10 protein-coding genes are annotated in these 14,922 nt (G+C 44.1%); 7 read left to right on the forward strand and 3 right to left on the reverse strand.

Going from position 1 to position 14,922, the window contains the following annotated elements; all coding sequences use genetic code 11:
• Positions 1-4 precede the first annotated feature (4 nt).
• The 7 genes from ACSSVW_RS14115 (at position 5) to ACSSVW_RS14145 (ending at position 8,655) form a co-directional block, all read left to right on the forward strand.
• Positions 5-1,657, forward strand: a complete 1,653-nt coding sequence (locus tag ACSSVW_RS14115) for a ribulokinase (RefSeq protein WP_036973626.1) — start codon at positions 5-7, stop codon at positions 1,655-1,657.
• Positions 1,654-2,349: an L-ribulose-5-phosphate 4-epimerase gene (locus ACSSVW_RS14120; RefSeq protein ID WP_036973625.1), complete on the forward strand. Its 696-nt coding sequence runs from the start codon at positions 1,654-1,656 to the stop codon at positions 2,347-2,349. Before ACSSVW_RS14115 ends, ACSSVW_RS14120 begins: the two co-directional genes overlap by 4 nt.
• Positions 2,350-2,372: 23 nt before the next feature.
• Complete coding sequence (gene araA, locus ACSSVW_RS14125; protein WP_074989529.1) at positions 2,373-3,872, forward strand: L-arabinose isomerase; 1,500 nt, start codon at positions 2,373-2,375, stop codon at positions 3,870-3,872.
• A 131-nt stretch (positions 3,873-4,003) separates the two neighbouring features.
• Complete coding sequence (locus tag ACSSVW_RS14130; RefSeq protein ID WP_036973623.1) at positions 4,004-4,588, forward strand: HAD family hydrolase; 585 nt, start codon at positions 4,004-4,006, stop codon at positions 4,586-4,588.
• Positions 4,589-4,803: 215 nt separating this feature from the next.
• Complete coding sequence (locus ACSSVW_RS14135; protein ID WP_259369866.1) at positions 4,804-5,871, forward strand: aldose epimerase family protein; 1,068 nt, start codon at positions 4,804-4,806, stop codon at positions 5,869-5,871.
• A gap of 12 nt (positions 5,872-5,883) precedes the next feature.
• Positions 5,884-7,833 (forward strand): RICIN domain-containing protein, encoded by a 1,950-nt coding sequence (locus tag ACSSVW_RS14140; protein WP_230236565.1) that lies wholly within the window; start codon positions 5,884-5,886, stop codon positions 7,831-7,833.
• Between the two features lie 141 nt (positions 7,834-7,974).
• Positions 7,975-8,655, forward strand: a complete 681-nt coding sequence (locus ACSSVW_RS14145) for a hypothetical protein (protein ID WP_036973621.1) — start codon at positions 7,975-7,977, stop codon at positions 8,653-8,655.
• A gap of 118 nt (positions 8,656-8,773) precedes the next feature.
• Here the strand turns inward: ACSSVW_RS14145 and ACSSVW_RS14150 are convergent, their stop codons facing one another.
• The 3 genes from ACSSVW_RS14150 to ACSSVW_RS14160 form a co-directional block, all read right to left on the reverse strand.
• Positions 8,774-10,363, reverse strand: coding sequence for a carboxylesterase/lipase family protein (locus tag ACSSVW_RS14150; RefSeq protein WP_454179537.1), 1,590 nt, complete (start codon positions 10,361-10,363; stop codon positions 8,774-8,776).
• A gap of 11 nt (positions 10,364-10,374) precedes the next feature.
• The gene (locus tag ACSSVW_RS14155; RefSeq protein WP_454179538.1) at positions 10,375-11,235 is read right to left on the reverse strand and encodes an alpha/beta fold hydrolase; all 861 of its coding nucleotides are present in this window, start codon (positions 11,233-11,235) and stop codon (positions 10,375-10,377) included.
• A 143-nt stretch (positions 11,236-11,378) separates the two neighbouring features.
• Complete coding sequence (locus ACSSVW_RS14160) at positions 11,379-14,801, reverse strand: LamG-like jellyroll fold domain-containing protein (RefSeq protein WP_454179539.1); 3,423 nt, start codon at positions 14,799-14,801, stop codon at positions 11,379-11,381.
• Positions 14,802-14,922: the final 121 nt, after the last annotated feature.

The following is a 14,922-nucleotide window of genomic DNA, read 5'->3' on the forward strand; positions in this document are numbered from 1 at the left end:
AATTATGTCTCGTTATACGTTGGGATTAGACTACGGGTCAGACTCTGTAAGAGCATTACTCGTTGATGTTGCAACTGGTGAAGAACTAGCCAGCCATTTAGTGAACTACCCGCGCTGGGCACAAGGTTTATATTGTGACCCAAGTAAAGATCAGTTTCGTCAGCATCCACAAGACTACATTGATAGCCTTGTTGAAGTAGTGAATGGTCTTTGGTCGCATGTTCCAGCAGGTACCGCAGACAAAGTAGTGGGTATGAGCTTTGATACGACAGGCTCAACGCCTGTGGCTATTAATAGCCAAGGTACACCACTGGCATTAACTGAAGAGTTTGCAGAAAACCCAAATGCAATGTTCATTTTGTGGAAAGACCATACGTCTATTAAAGAAGCAAATGAAATCACTCAAGCTGCAACTAACAACGATGTGAACTACCTTTCACACATGGGCGGTATTTACTCTTCTGAGTGGTACTGGGCTAAAGCATTACATATTTTCCGCGTTGATAGCAGTGTTAAAGCAGCCACTTATTCATGGGTTGAACACTGCGATTGGATGACCGCGCTCATGTGCGGCACAACTCACCCTGAAGCATTAAAGCTAGGGCGTTGTGCTACGGGCCACAAACAAATGTGGAACGAGCAGTGGGGCGGTTTCCCACCAAACAGTTTCTTTACAAGTATCGATCCACTATTAGATGGTGTTGTTGATACTTTAAATGCAACCACAGAGCCAAGCGACCAAGTTGCTGGCAACTTAACCGCTGAGTGGGCCGAGAAGCTAGGTTTACCACAAGGCATCGTGATTGGTTACGGTGCATTTGACTGTCACATGGGGGCAGTAGCTGCCAATGTTCGCCCAGGCGTTCTAACTAAGGTAATGGGTACCTCAACCTGTGACATCACGGTAACGTCTAAAGAGCAACTAGGTGATACCTGCGTTAAAGGTATTTGTGGTCAAGTTGATGGCTCAGTGATCCCAGGATTAATTGGCTTAGAAGCCGGTCAGTCTGCTTTTGGTGACTTATACGCATGGTTTAAAAATCTAGTACTTTGGCCAACTCGCCAACTAACAAATCTATCTGACGCTGAGCAGGCGTTAGTTAACAAGCTAGAAGACTCAATCTTAGTTGATTTATCAAACGCGGCAGCAGCACTCCCTGTAACAAGCAGCGATGTAACTGCGCTTGATTGGGTAAATGGTCGTCGTACGCCAGATGCTGATCAAAGCGTTGCAATGGCATTAACGGGCTTAAAAATGGGCACCGATGCACCTAAATTCTTTAAAGCACTTGTTGAAGCAACGGCGTTTGGCGCACGTGCTATCACTGAGCGTTTTCAAAGTGAAGGCGTGCCAATTGAGTCAGTGGTTGTTATCGGCGGTATTTCTAAAAAATCAGACTACGTAATGCAAACCTGTGCTGATGTTTGGAACTGTCCAATCGACGTTTTAGAGAGTGAGCAAAGTTGTGCATTGGGTGCGGCAATTATGGCTGCGGTTGCTGCGGGTGAGCACGCAACCGTGGCTGATGCGCAAAAAGTGATGGCGTCATCAGTCTGTCATCAGTACTTACCAAACCCTGAGCGTGTAGCGGTGTATGACGCGCTTTATGCCAACTACCAAGCACTTGCAAGCTATGTAAACGGAGACAAAGCATGAGTTTTACTGAACTAAAACGTGAAGTTTATGAAGCGAATATGGAGCTTCAACGTCGTGGCTTAGTAATTTATACTTTTGGTAACGTATCGCAAATCGACCGCGACAAAGGCGTGATTGCGATTAAACCAAGTGGTGTATCGTACGACCAAATGAAAGCCGACGACATGGTGATCGTCGACCTTGAAAACACCATTGTTGAAGGTGCTATGCGTCCGTCTTCTGACACCAAAACACATGTTCATTTATATCGCCACTTCGATGAGATTGGCGGTGTAACACACACGCATTCGACCTATGCAACTGCATGGGCACAAGCAAAACAAAGCATTCCTTGCCTTGGCACAACTCACGCTGACTATGTACACGGTGACATCACCTGTACGCGTGAACTAACTGATGAGCAAGTGAATGGCGATTATGAGTTAGAAACCGGTATTCAAATTACTGATGCGTATAAAGACCGCGATCCGAAAGCTGCACCTATGGTGATTGTTGCGGGTCATGCGCCTTTCACGTGGGGTAAAGATGCCGCTCAGTCTGTATACCATGCCGCGCTACTCGAAGAGATTGCTCGCATGGCGTATTTAACACGCACTTTAGATCCACACGCAGCTGAACTTAAAAAAGCAGTGATGGATAAACATTATCTACGTAAGCACGGTAAAAACGCGTATTACGGTCAGAGCAAATAGCAAGAATTTAGAGGATTATTAACATGACGACGATGACGAAAGAAGTCTGGTTTGTTACCGGCTCACAACATCTTTATGGTCCTAAGGTGTTAGAAACGGTCGCCAAAGACAGCGAAGCAATTGTAGCGGGCTTAAACAGCGAAGCGAACCTACCAGTAAACTTGGTATGTAAGCCTACCGTTAAGTCACCTGAAGAAATTCACGCTGTTTGCCAAGCGGCAAATACCGATCCTAACTGTGTTGGTTTAGTATTATGGATGCACACTTTCTCACCTGCGAAAATGTGGATTGCTGGCCTAAGCGAATTACGTAAGCCTTGGTTACACCTTCATACTCAGTTCAATGCAGCCCTTCCTTGGTCTGACATCAACATGAACTACATGAATACGCACCAAAGTGCGCACGGTGACCGTGAGTTCGGTTTCATCGGTACAGTAATGCGTAAAGAGCGCAAAGTGGTTGCGGGTCACTGGCAACGTGCTGACGTACAAAAGCAGTTAGATGACTGGTGTCGTGCGGCGAAAGGCTGGGCAGAAAGCCAAACACTTAAAGTAGCGCGTTTTGGCGACAACATGCGTCAAGTAGCGGTAACAGAAGGTAACAAAGTTTCAGCACAAATCACCTTTGGTTATGAAGTACACGCGTTTGGTGTCGCTGAGCTTGTAAAAGTGGTTGATACAATCACTGAAGACGAAATCGATGCACAGTTAGCACTTTATAAGCAAGACTATGTAATTGCTGACGAAACTCTACAAGACGATTACGCCGTGAAAATGCTGCGCAACGAAGCACGTTTAGAGCTTGGTATGGAGCGTTTCTTAGAGAAAGGCGGCTTTAAAGCATTCACAAACTGTTTTGAAGACTTATCAGGTCTTTCGGGTCTTCCGGGTCTTGCTACACAGCGCCTAATGTCGAAAGGCTATGGCTACGGTGGTGAGGGTGACTGGAAAACAGCTGCGATGGTTCGCATCATGAAAGTAATGGGTGAAGGCCGTGAAGGCGGTTGTTCATTCATGGAAGATTACACTTACAACATGGGTGAGACTGACCAAGTACTTGGCGCGCACATGTTAGAAGTATGTCCTTCAATTGCAGCACAAAAACCACGCTTAGAAGTTCACCAACACACGATCGGTGTGAAGTGTGATGTAGGCCGTTTATTGTTTACTGCAAAACCAGGCGCTGCAATTAACGTATCACCAATTGATATGGGTAACCGTTTCCGCATTCTAATCAACGAAGTAGATACAGTGGCTCCGCCAGCTGATTTACCTCACTTACCAGTGGCTTCAGCACTGTGGGAACCAAAACCAAATCTATCTGTTGCATCTGCTGCATGGATCCACGCTGGTGGTGCACACCACACTGCATACAGCCAAGCAGTCACAACTGATATGATCGTTGATTTTGCTGAAATGGCAGGCGTTGAAACAATGATCATCGATAACGATACGACAATTCGTGGTTTCAAAACAGAGCTTCGTCATAACGCAGCTTATTACATGCTAAAACGTGGCCTGTAAAAACGAGTACATAAAGTACTAGGGCATGCTTTTAGCATGTTCAGTCAAATTTTGTTGTCGATTAAGCCAGTGATGAGCCTCGCTCCTCGCTGGCTTATGCTATTGTGAAGTAACACTTTTTAGGAGTAGATATGATCGACTTAAGCGCCTACCAAGGCATTATTTTTGATATGGACGGCACCTTAATTGACTCAATGGGCAGTCATTTGCAAGCATGGCAGAAAGCCTGTGAAGCGTATGGTTATCCGTTCGATTACGACTACATGTATAGCTTGGGTGGCATACCGACCGTTAAAACCATTGAAATGCTCAATGAAAAATTTGGTTTAGATCACGACCCTCTCGTTGTTGCTAAAGACAAGCACCAATTTTGGGTTGATTTACAGCACCATCCATTGGTAATTGACGAAACCGTCGCTGTACTTGAGAAATACCATGGCGTACTGCCAATGGGAGTGGGTACAGGGGCTGACCGCGAGCATGCAATTGATCACCTAACAGATACTAATTTAATTAATAAAATAGGCGCCTTAGTTACCGCAAGTGATGTGAGTAAAGGTAAGCCAGACCCAGAAACGTTTTTAAAAGTGGCTGAGCAATTAGGTGTTGAACCCAGTAAATGCGTGGTGTTTGAAGATACACAAATTGGCTATCAAGCAGCAAAAAGTGCGGGCATGGACTGCATTATGGTAAAAGACGGCAAAATCCAATTTTAGCGATTAAATTTGCAATGAACCCCTTATTTGTATTATAAAACTATAAATACAATTAAAAAAAGGTTATTCATATGTCATTGCAATGTGTTTTCCAAGGTTTAAAAACAACTCATCAAACAGCCGGTTCGAACACGAAAAAGTCGCGCGGGCTTTATGCATTGTTGGTGACATGTGGGATTGCCCTTACACCAGCGTGTGCTCATCAAGGAGACAATATGACAACTTCCCCTTCAGCATCTATGACGGCTTACGGCGTGCTTGCAGATCAAACCCCTGTAAATCAAGTAACACTCACTAACAGCAATGGCATTAGTGTTGATGTAATCAACTACGGCGGTATTATCACGCGCATTGAAACGCCAGATGCAAAAGGCGAAATGGGTAATATTGTACTGGGTTTAGATAACCTAGACGCTTACACAAAAGCAACGACTTACTTTGGCGCTATTATTGGTCGTTTTGGTAACCGTATTGCGAACGGTAAATTCACGTTAAATGGCACCGAATATCAGCTTGCCACTAACGACGGCGACAATCATTTACACGGGGGTGTGCAAGGTTTCGACAAAAAAGTATGGAACATGACACCGTTCACTACGCAAAACAGTGCAGGCGTGACCCTAAGCCTTGTTAGCCCCGATGGTGACCAAGGATACCCAGGTGAAGTAACCACTGAAGTGACTTACACGTTAACCAATAACAACACGCTAGACATGCAGTTTATTGCTACAACGAACAAGCCTACCATTATCAATATGACGCAGCACAGCTACTTTAACTTAGCGGGTAAAGGCGACATTCTTGATCACCAAATGCAAATTAACGCCAAAGCGATTACGCCTGTAGATGGTGGCTTAATCCCAACGGGAGAGTTAATGGATGTAGCAGACACACCGTTTGACTTCCGTACTGCTAAAGCAATTGGTCAAGATATAAAAGTAAGCAATGAACAGCTTCAGCTTGGTAAAGGCTACGACCATAACTTTGTACTAAAAGACACACCAAGCAAAGAGCTCATTGAGGCGGCCACGGTTTACGAAGCAAACTCAGGTCGTACATTAACCGTATACACCGAAGAGCCTGCCGTACAGTTTTATTCAGGTAACTTCTTAGACGGTAGTAGCAAGCAAGCGTCTGGCTTAGTGCATAACTTCAGAAGTGGTTTTTGTTTAGAGCCACAACACTTCCCAGATGCACCCAATCAGCCAACGTTCCCAAGCACAACATTATTACCGGGTGACGTGTACTCAACACGCATCGTGTACGAATTTGGTACAAAATAAAGGAACACAAACGTGAAAACAACAAAGCTTAAAAGCGCAATGCAAAAGGCCGGTTTAGCCAGCCTATTTGCCTTGTCGTTTGGCGCGCTGACTGGCTGTCAGACAACGGCTGAAGACAACACAGCTAAAAAAACTGATGTAGCAGCCACAGAAAAAGCGCCCATTCAAGATAATGGCATATTTACCAATCCGCTGTTTCCTAATGGCGCCGATCCATGGCTTGAGTATTGGGATGGTAACTATTACTTAACCACAACAACATGGACTTCTGAATTAGTGATGCGAAAATCGCCCACACTTGCTGGTCTTGCAGATGCAACACCTGTCAATGTGTGGTCTGATTCAAACCCTGAACGTTGTTGTAACTTCTGGGCGTTTGAATTCCATCGTCTAAAAGGGCCAAATGGCTATCGTTGGTACATGATGTACACAGCCGGTACCGATGGCACGCTAGATAACCAACACTTAAATGTTTTAGAAAGTGCCGGTGATGACCCTATGGGTCCATACGAATACAAAGGGGCATTAATGCCAAACGTATGGAATATCGACGGTAACTACCTAACATACAACGATAAACTGTATGTGATTTACTCACAGTGGCAGGGCGATCAACAGTTAAACATTATTGCTGAAATGGAAAACCCATGGACACTGAAAAAGAACTCTCCACACACGGTGATCACGCGTCCTGAGCTAGACTGGGAAATTAGTGGTCGTAAAGTAACGGAAGGCGCTGAAATTATACAGCACAATGGGCGTACGTTTATGACGTACTCAGCAAGCTTCTGTAATACCCCTGACTACAAGCTGGGTATGCTTGAGCTTGTAGGTGATGATCCACTTAAAGCCAGCAGCTGGAAAAAATACGACAAGCCGGTATTTGAGCGCACAGAAGACGTATTTGGCCCAGGTCATAATGGTTTCTTCACGTCGCCAGATGGCACTGAAGATTGGCTGGTTTACCATGGTAATGATTCAGTAGAGCACGGTTGTAGCGCAACGCGTTCTTTACGTGCGCAAAAATTCACTTGGAACAACGATGGAACACCAAACTTTGGTAAACCATTAACGCCGGGTGTTGAAGTCGCCCCACCATCAGGTGAATATGGCCCGCTGGTAACACGTGTACAAGGTCAACGCTACCAATTAGTGAATGCCACAAGTGGCCTATGTTTAGACATCGCTGCAGACCCACAAGATGCGCGCGCAGTGCAGCGCCAGTGTGCAAGCACCAATGGTCAGTGGGTTATTGATGCAACAACAGACGGTTTTGTTCGTTTAGCCAACCGCGAAGACAGCAAGTTCCTTGAACTTGAAAGCTGTAACGAGGCTGACAACGCTAAAGTACAATCTGCGGCATGGCGCAATAACTTCTGCCAGCAATGGAAAGTAGCACCAAGCACAGACGGTAATGTGTCTATTACTAACCGTTACACAGGCAAACCTTTAGCGGTTGCAGGGTGTTCGGCTGCGCAAAATCAAGCGGTTTTACAGCAAAGCGACACAACAGCGTGTGGCGACTGGCAATTACGCCCTATGGGCAGTGTTGTGGTATTAAGCCAACAAAGTGGTAAAGCGTTGAGCGTAGCTGGTACAGTTAAAGCTGGTACTAATGTTGAGCAACACGCTTATACGCATAAAGACGCACAGCAATGGTTCTTCACACCAACAGATACGGGTTATGTAAGCCTTAAACAAAGCGCTGACAGCGAGTTCTGTGCTGCAGTAGCCGATAATGCACTCGTGCCGGGTGCCAATGTAGAGATGGCTTCGTGTGCCGCGAAAACAGCACAGTGGCGCATTGCCCCAGTTGAAGGCGGTGGCATCATGCTTATCAACCGTTACACAAAACAAGCATTAGGCTTAAGTAACTGTGGCTTGGCTGAAAACACTAACTTTGCACAACAACCCGATTTAGGTAACAAGTGCCAAGTGTTCCACCTGCGTGAACCACATTAAGTCATAAGTAAAGAATCGACTCAAACCAAAGCCACTTCATTTATGAGTGGCTTTTTTTGTTCCTGTTAATATAACGTGAAGGTATAATTATACAGTTTAAGGGAATGCGCTGGTTGCTTTCTCAGGGAGTAGGAGTTGTAAATGTCTTATTTAATTAATTCAAGTAAACCAATTTCAAGTGTGCATCAGCTGCAAAGTGAAGGTGGTCAGTACATTGAGTTAGCTGAAGCAGGTTATCAAATACCAATAGTCTGGTTAATGTTTTTCAATGAAGATGATTTCATCGAGTCTAAAATTGAATACATGGATGGAGAGGGTAATTTACACTACGATACGATCTCTTTACCGTGTACGACGGTCAAAAAAGCGAAAGAAAATATAGAAAACTCACATCGGTTTTTTACTGAGTTATTTCAAGAGCCTGAAATAGCGATAGGGTATTTAGATAAGACAATCGCGCTTTTTGATGAGCTAGAGTACGAGTATCTCATTCTGGATGCGAGTGAATATTTTTATATGAATATTGATGATGCTGAATGGCATTTGTTTCGGAATGCATTCCTTAGAAATGAAAAAGCGAAACGTTTTATTTTTGAATATTCAGGGTATGACGAGGCTTATTTACCGTATCCAGTCGAAGAGTTTTATTCTAATCCCCACTTAGATGACTATGATAGAATGAATAACTCAACGGCACTTAACCCTGCCTTTAGTGATCCGTCTTATCGTATAAGGTATCCCCATGAAACAGCAAGCTCAGCGTTGAGTAAAACAGATACCGCGAGTAACAAAAAGTGGTGGCAGTTTTGGAAAAGTGAGTAAAACTGCGCACTAGTCACCTTATTAAGACACGTTCAACGACCCAATAAAGTAAGTTAACACGGGAGCATGGCGCAGGTTTTTTAAAAGTTAAACCTGCACTGCTCTATAAGATTAATGTTTAATTAGCTGCTTTATTTGCCCATTTTTCGCCTTCTGCTGTTCGACGCCACTGAAAATACTGATCTAACGTTTCGAGTGCTTTGATGTCTGGCACAGGCCCTATTTTTGGCTGTTGTTGGAAGTACATTGTACTCGGCTTTTCATCATCAAAAGCTGGCCAGTTTGGTAGTGCGTCATTATTGGGATTCCCGTTTTTAGCGAAGTTAGTCCAATACGTTGCCATAACCTCTGACATTTTTAAGTCGTTTGGTGTGACATTGGGATCTGACTTATTCAAGTTTTTAAACACGTACGCAATTTCATGACCGTGAGCAGAGCCGTGATCTTCATCTTTTGCACCACTCTTTCGGGCAGGGTGATGATCGAAGTAGTACAGGTACACAGGCGCATTACCATATTGTGTTTGTAACTTTGCCCAGCTCCATGTGTGCCAACCAAAAGCCGCATCACGAACTAGGTTACGGGCACTGCGAGGTATACTGTTTTTAGCTACTGGGTAGGCGTCTAATAATCTTTCAGCAAAAGGGCCGTAGCGCTTTTTGATTCCAGCTACAAATTTATTTACATCAGGATCCCATACAAAACTCAATCCTTCATCAGAGTTATAACCAATAAGAGCAGGTACATCATTGAATTGCCCTTGTTGATAAAGTGTATATTGATCGTCTTTAATCACGTAACCATCAACAATTGGCCACCCCCCAGGTAATGACCAGCCTTTAGGAATAAATTTAGTGGCATCCATTTCTCGAAGCTCTGCAATTGATGTTGCACCAAATTGTTTAACATAGTCGACCCCCTCAGCCTGTGCTTGCTGTAGTGTTGACATGTTTTCTCCAGGGTAATTGTTAGTACGAGTGGGGCCAAATGACCCACCACTTTGTGATATCACCTTGTTAATTAAGCCTTTTGCTAAAGGGGATGCTGCAAGCATACTGACCGAAATTCCCCCAGCTGATTCGCCAGCGATAGTCAGGTTATTGGCATCTCCACCAAAGGCACTAATATTTTTTTTCAACCACTTTAAAGCCGCTATTTGATCAAGTAAGCCATAATTACCTGACACCCCGGCTTTACTTTCTTTATTTAACTCAGGGTGCGCTAAAAAGCCTAATTGCCCTACTCGATACGCGATTGAAACGACAATGACGCCTTTATTCGCGAGTTGAGTGCCATCAAAGATAGGATCTGATGAACTGCCAAAACTAAACCCGCCACCGTAAATCCATACAAAGACAGGAAGTTGCTCGTCTGCTGATTTCGCGGGTGTCCAAATATTTAAATACAAGCTATCTTCACTGATACCTGAAACCGGGTTACCTGCTTGCATGGGGGCGGGGGCATACTCTTTGGCTTCGCGTATACCTTGCCAGTTTGCCGGTGGTTGTGGCGCTTTCCAGCGCAACTCGCCAACAGGAGGTTTGGCAAAAGGCACGCCTTTAAATACTGTTAAATTAGCTTCAACAACGCCTTTTAGCGTACCTTGTTCAACATTAACTTGCGTCAGTGCTGACGCATTAGCGACATGCGATATTGTTGTTAAAAATATGATTAGTATTAAATTTTTGAGTCGTGCTGATGTGTTCATGTTATTCCTTTTTAAAATTGTTTAGCTTTGATGTTCCAGCGCGGAAACGAGGTATCTTGTGAACTCAAAAAAAGTGAGGCATTGGTGTCAATATTCTTTAGCTGCCAATCGAGCCACTTGATAGCCAGGGTTGAAAATGAGCCCCCATAAGGTTGCTCAAACGTACCTGAATGACCGGCTGTCCGATGATTTGCAAACACAATGGGCACGTGGTTAATACGTTGATAGTCAAGTTGAGCATTGTTAGTTGCAATATCTGTAGGCCCACCTACGAGGTAAATTATCGGCGCATGCACGTTTTTTAGTGATTGTTTATCTGCATCGGCCATCGTCATATCGCCAATGCCCGAATTAAACATTAAATAACTGCTTACTCTTTTATCTGCCGCTGTGGCAAGGAGTTGTGCACCACCACAAGACTGGCCAGCAATGGCAATGTTCTTTAAATCGACCATTTGAAAAAAGTCACTCAGGGGGTTAGCTGCTTGAGCGGTTACCCAATCGATAGCAAGAGGGATCATCGAATTGCTGGCTTTATTAAGTTGTCTATCATCGAGGCTGTATTGCATCTTCCCCAGTGCGATGACTAAATAACCATGCGACGCAATATTGCTGAGCATATTTTCAAAAGGGTATGAGGTATCCATACATCCACCATTTGCAAACACAACAACGGGTAATTTTGATGAGTTTTTGACGGTAGTTAAAAAGTCTTTGGGGCGGTAAATTACATAGTTTTCAAGTGATGAATCGGTAGTTGCAACAGCATTGAAAGGGCCATTCCCGCCATTATCTAAGACTTTTGAATCGATTATTTTTGCTGTACATACAGAGGATAGAAAACACATTGAGACGATGAGAAAACGCAGCATATTGAGAACTCCTTAATTGTATTATAAATATTACAATACAATGTGTTTGCCTTGTTTAAAAGCGCTTTGTGCATAAAAAAGCCAGACAGAGTCTGGCTTTTTACGACAACGAATAAGGAAGGTGAGACAGCTCACCTTACTTATTACTCTTCTTGTGCAGAAGCTGCGTCAAAGAGTGCTTTTATTTCTTCAGCACTAATCGCACCGTTGAAAATTTTCAGTTCATCAATAGCCCCGTTATAAGGGGTATCCCAGTAATTAACACCCAATGCAAATTCATTGGTTTCACCAGGTACAGTGAACACGCGAGGGAAACCGCCCGCTTCTAGCTGAAGTTCACCATTGACGTACATTTTTATCGTATCGCCGTTGGTGCCATCAACCGTGAAGGCAACATGTGTCCACTCTTTGAGAGGGATGCGGCTATCTAGCTCTGCATTATCAAAGAATGCGCCATTATTTGCCCACAAACGAGTTAGACTAGAGCCAGCCATCGAAGGCACATAACTCAACCAAGTATCTGCATTTGCACCTGCAAAGAATGCGGTTGTGTAATCTGAAAAGCTTTCTGGTTTTAACCACATAGATACAGAGTAATCATTGGTTGTAATAAGGTTATCTGGTAAGCGGACACCTGAACCGTCAAGGAATACGGCTTGACCAATGATACCGTCAACGTATGTAACATTACCGCCAGTATTATTGATTAACCCACCTGTTGGTTTAGCTGTTGCGTAGGCACCATTAAGCGCGCTTAAGTCACCTTCGAAGCTGTATTCAGCTGGTGCAAGTGATTTTAAGGTTACATCGAATGACTTAGTATCAGTAAAGTCTTTGTACTTAATAGTTGCAGTTAATGTCACTACTTGGTCGCCAGCAGAGGCACTTGGTTGAGTCACAACAGCCGTGCCGTTAACTGGTTTTAAATACTCTTCGTTGTTTGACGTCCAGCTAATACCTGACACAAATGGACCGACACGTGGTAACTCGAAGCTTTCACGTACTGCAGAGACATCACCTAAATCAAGCGCATCAGTGATGAAACTTTCGAACTTAGTCGGATCTGTTAGGTTGTTGATTGCTGCACCATTGATGTCTAAGCTGTTTAAGGCGTAGTCATACACGATAAATTCGTCAATTTGACCTTGGAAAGGTAAATCCCACCCGTAGTTAACACCGAGAGCAAAATTGCCTGTTTGCGTGCTGAAGAAATCCGGACGTGGCATTGACCCTGCTCTGATACCATCTCGATAAAGCGTAGTAGTCCCGTTAGCATACGTAATTGCAATGTGATTCCAGTCCATTACCGCAGGAGAACCAGAAATGATTTGGTTCCACATTTCTGTGCCATCTTCAGCAAGGTAACGGCTCCACAGCATTGGTGTTGTTGTAAAGTGCGTGCTACCCGGAATCAAGCTCATCCAACGCGCATCTGATGATGCAGCAAAAAATGTTGGCGTGAAGTCGGTCAACACAGTCGGTTTAAACCAATATGAGATTGTGTACTCATCGCTTGTCACTAAGTCATCAGGTAAACGAACACCCGTTGAACCGTCAAAGTTAAACGCTTTGCCTGTTTGACCTTCAGCGAAAGCGGCTGTGCCTGCACCCACATTTAATAGGTTGTTGTCTGTCACCCCTGCATCACCTAGATTGCCTAAACCATCGCTTAGTGATTCTTCGAATTTGTAGTGTGCAATCGCATTTTTAAATTCTGGACGCGCTTCAAGGTTTACATTAAATGTCTTGGTTGTGCTCTCGCCATTTAAAGAGATATTAGCCGTTAAAGTAACGGATTTATCACCACGGTCTGGCGTAGGGATAAACACAGACCCTTCGCTGGTGATGTAGTATTCATCACTACTTTGCCAGTTAATCGCTGCACCATCTTTACCTTTAGTTGGTAATGAATAGCCTTCGTCTGCAATTGATAATTCAGTTTTTATATCAAGTGCTTCTTGAACAGTGCCCAGCACGTTTGCAGTATCCGTAATTTCATCACGTTTACTTGCCCAAATGGTAGCGCCTTCGCTTGATGTTGCAGATACAGTGACGGCCATCGCTTTGGTGGCGTCATCCCATTGCCATTTAGCCACGCCGAAGTAAGTACCAGAATCAAGCTCTAGTTTGATATTAGAATCATCAATCATGTACCAGATACCGGGATCATCACCTGTTACAGAGTGATCTTGATTTAATGCAATATGCATTGAACGAATTGCATCAGTATTTACATCAGTGCCGTGATTGATAAATTTGTAGTAACCGTAAAGCTCATCAGCAACCACCATGTTGTCGCCCTCAAGCGGCACATAACGTTGTGGTGAAGCCATCGGCCAACCTAATGAGTTAATAAACATTTCATGCACACGAACTTGGTGTGCTTCAGTATTGTCAGGGAACTCAGTTGATGTTTGTGGAAAACGGGTGTGTGTTACTAATAAATGACGACCTGTTGCTTCATCGTAGTAAGCCGAGTTATGCCCCGGTGATTGATAGCCCCAAGCAGGTGCTGTTTCGCCAAGTTCTTGGGTGTACTCAAAGCCGCCCATTATTTTTTCACCGACTTCTAGGCCCCCTATTGCTGCAATGTCATTACCCGCGTTATCTAGGTACGGACCATCAGGTGTTTTTGAACGAGCAACACGAATGTTATAGCCACCGTTTAAATCATAGCCTGCGACGGAGAAGAATAGGTAATAGTACTCGCTCTCTGGGCTATACATTGCAAAGGCGCCTTCTATCGCACGAAAGTCACCACCGACTAGTTTTTTACCGTATCCTTGACCGGCTTCTGGCATACCGGTCTCTTCGTCCATTGCTAAAACGAAAATACCGCCGGAGTAAGAGCCGTAAACCATCCAAAGCTTGCCGTTTGCATCATAGAATGCTGCAGGGTCAATGACGTTTGGATCAACGGCGCCATTCCATGTTGTTTGGCCGTTATCGAGTGGGTAGGCTGTAAATTCCGCCTCATTGCGGTAGCCACTGCGTAAGAAAATGCCTTTATTTTTATAGGGGCCTTCAATGTTGTCAGCTTCAGCTAAACCAAGGTAAGAGCGGTTCCAACACACTTCATCAACAACATCCGGTGTATCTGGGTTATCTTGTGCACAGTGGTTATAGTAAAACCAAAACTTGCCATTTGGCGCTTTGATTACATCAGCAGCCCAGTTGCCAGTAAAGCCATCTGTCCATTCAATACCCTCGGCAATTTCACCTGTGTAGTTGTAATCAAATAGGGGGCTTTCATTAACGGCTGCGTTAGCTGAAAGGCTAGAAATCATTTCCCAGTTCAAGAGATCAGTTGATTTAGCGGCAGCAAGGTGTGAACCAAAAATATAATAAGTGTCGTCAACTTTAACAACAGAAGGGTCATGTACACTGACATTAGTAACCATTACGCTCCCTGATTCAGTGTATTCAACACTGCTGCTTACAGTCGGTTTTGCGCTTTGGGGTTCGGTAACTGCAAGAGACGAGTTAAGCTTAGTACCCTCTTCTTTGCCACAACCTGTCACAGCCAAAGAGCAGGCTATGACCATGGCTAATTTATTTAATTTCATTTTATGTGTCCTCTTGAAACTGGGATTCATTTTTTATTCGATTGTTGTCAATAAAATTGCCGCGTGCCTATATCAAACTAATAAGAACGTAGTATTGTAATTTTATAGTACGATTTAAAAT

The sequence above is a fragment of the Pseudoalteromonas sp. MBR-15 genome, assembly GCF_053628915.1.

Coding starts and splice junctions, on each gene's coding strand:
- ACSSVW_RS14115 (WP_036973626.1), top strand. CDS start 5: ATGTCTCGTTATACGTTGGGATTAGACTACGGGTCAGACTCTGTAAGA.
- ACSSVW_RS14120 (WP_036973625.1), top strand. CDS start 1,654: ATGAGTTTTACTGAACTAAAACGTGAAGTTTATGAAGCGAATATGGAG.
- araA (WP_074989529.1), top strand. CDS start 2,373: ATGACGACGATGACGAAAGAAGTCTGGTTTGTTACCGGCTCACAACAT.
- ACSSVW_RS14130 (WP_036973623.1), top strand. CDS start 4,004: ATGATCGACTTAAGCGCCTACCAAGGCATTATTTTTGATATGGACGGC.
- ACSSVW_RS14135 (WP_259369866.1), top strand. CDS start 4,804: ATGACAACTTCCCCTTCAGCATCTATGACGGCTTACGGCGTGCTTGCA.
- ACSSVW_RS14145 (WP_036973621.1), top strand. CDS start 7,975: ATGTCTTATTTAATTAATTCAAGTAAACCAATTTCAAGTGTGCATCAG.
- ACSSVW_RS14150 (WP_454179537.1), bottom strand. CDS start 10,363: ATGAACACATCAGCACGACTCAAAAATTTAATACTAATCATATTTTTA.
- ACSSVW_RS14155 (WP_454179538.1), bottom strand. CDS start 11,235: ATGCTGCGTTTTCTCATCGTCTCAATGTGTTTTCTATCCTCTGTATGT.
- ACSSVW_RS14160 (WP_454179539.1), bottom strand. CDS start 14,801: ATGAAATTAAATAAATTAGCCATGGTCATAGCCTGCTCTTTGGCTGTG.